We start from the raw sequence: 858 nt of genomic DNA, 5'->3' as shown, positions 1-858 counted from the left end.
TGCAGAGAATGGCGTAGTAAATGCCAACCCCCTTATGGCATCGATTAAATTCGACAATAATTTAAACGACGATGCAAATCAAGGGCAATCGTTGATAGCACATGGAAATTATAGTTATGTAGACGGAGTATTACCCGGTACCAAAGCTCTGCACTTAGAAAGCGGAAACGGCAATTATGTCGGTACGACGCAAAGCTTGAATGTTGGTAATGACAGTTTCACTACTTCCTTCTGGTATAAGGGCGACACTAAGAATAATCAGGTCATATTATCAAACAAGGATTTTGGTAAGAGCTCTAACGCAGGCTGGGCGATTTATACATCACCCAATTCGGTCAATATGAATTTAGGATTCCCGACCGCATCAGTAAATTTTGGCCGCGACACGTTTAATGCTTCCGCTTGGCGTTACGTGACATTTGTTGTGGACAGAGATAAAATGCTCGGGTCGTTGTATATTGATGGTTACGAAATGGCTGAAACTTCGCTGGGGGTCGGCACTTTAGATACATCGAACCCATTAAATATAGGTAGCGACGGAGTGGGCGGCAATGGTGGCAATTCATTCGATATCGCTGATCTGAAAGTTTGGAAAGGTGCACTAAGCAGTGATGCAGTTCAAGCTAGTTATAATGGTTATGGTTTAAATAAAGTAGATATGAACGCACTTAACGACACCATATCCGAAGCAAATACACTCATAGCAGGCGGTCTCGGCGACGGTTTCAGCCAAACCGATTTTGATTATTTGAAAAATGTTTTTAATATGGCAACTTCGGTTGCAACAACGCAAAAAGTAAAATTATATACACAGGAAACCATCAATTATTACGTACGTGAACTAGGCAACGCCATATT

At 41.6% G+C, this 858-nt stretch carries 1 protein-coding gene; it reads left to right on the top strand.

Features of this window, described 5'->3' with window-relative positions; translation table 11 throughout:
* Nucleotides 1-34: 34 nt before the first annotated feature.
* On the top strand, nt 35-858 hold an 824-nt coding region (locus GC097_RS02490), incomplete at its 3' end, for a LamG-like jellyroll fold domain-containing protein (RefSeq protein WP_246293903.1).

It is taken from the genome of Paenibacillus planticolens (genome assembly GCF_013141725.1).
Classification (GTDB): domain Bacteria; phylum Bacillota; class Bacilli; order Paenibacillales; family NBRC-103111; genus Paenibacillus_E; species Paenibacillus_E planticolens.
Note: the sequence above shows the minus strand (reverse complement) of the source record. Positions and strands in the feature narration are given on the sequence as shown.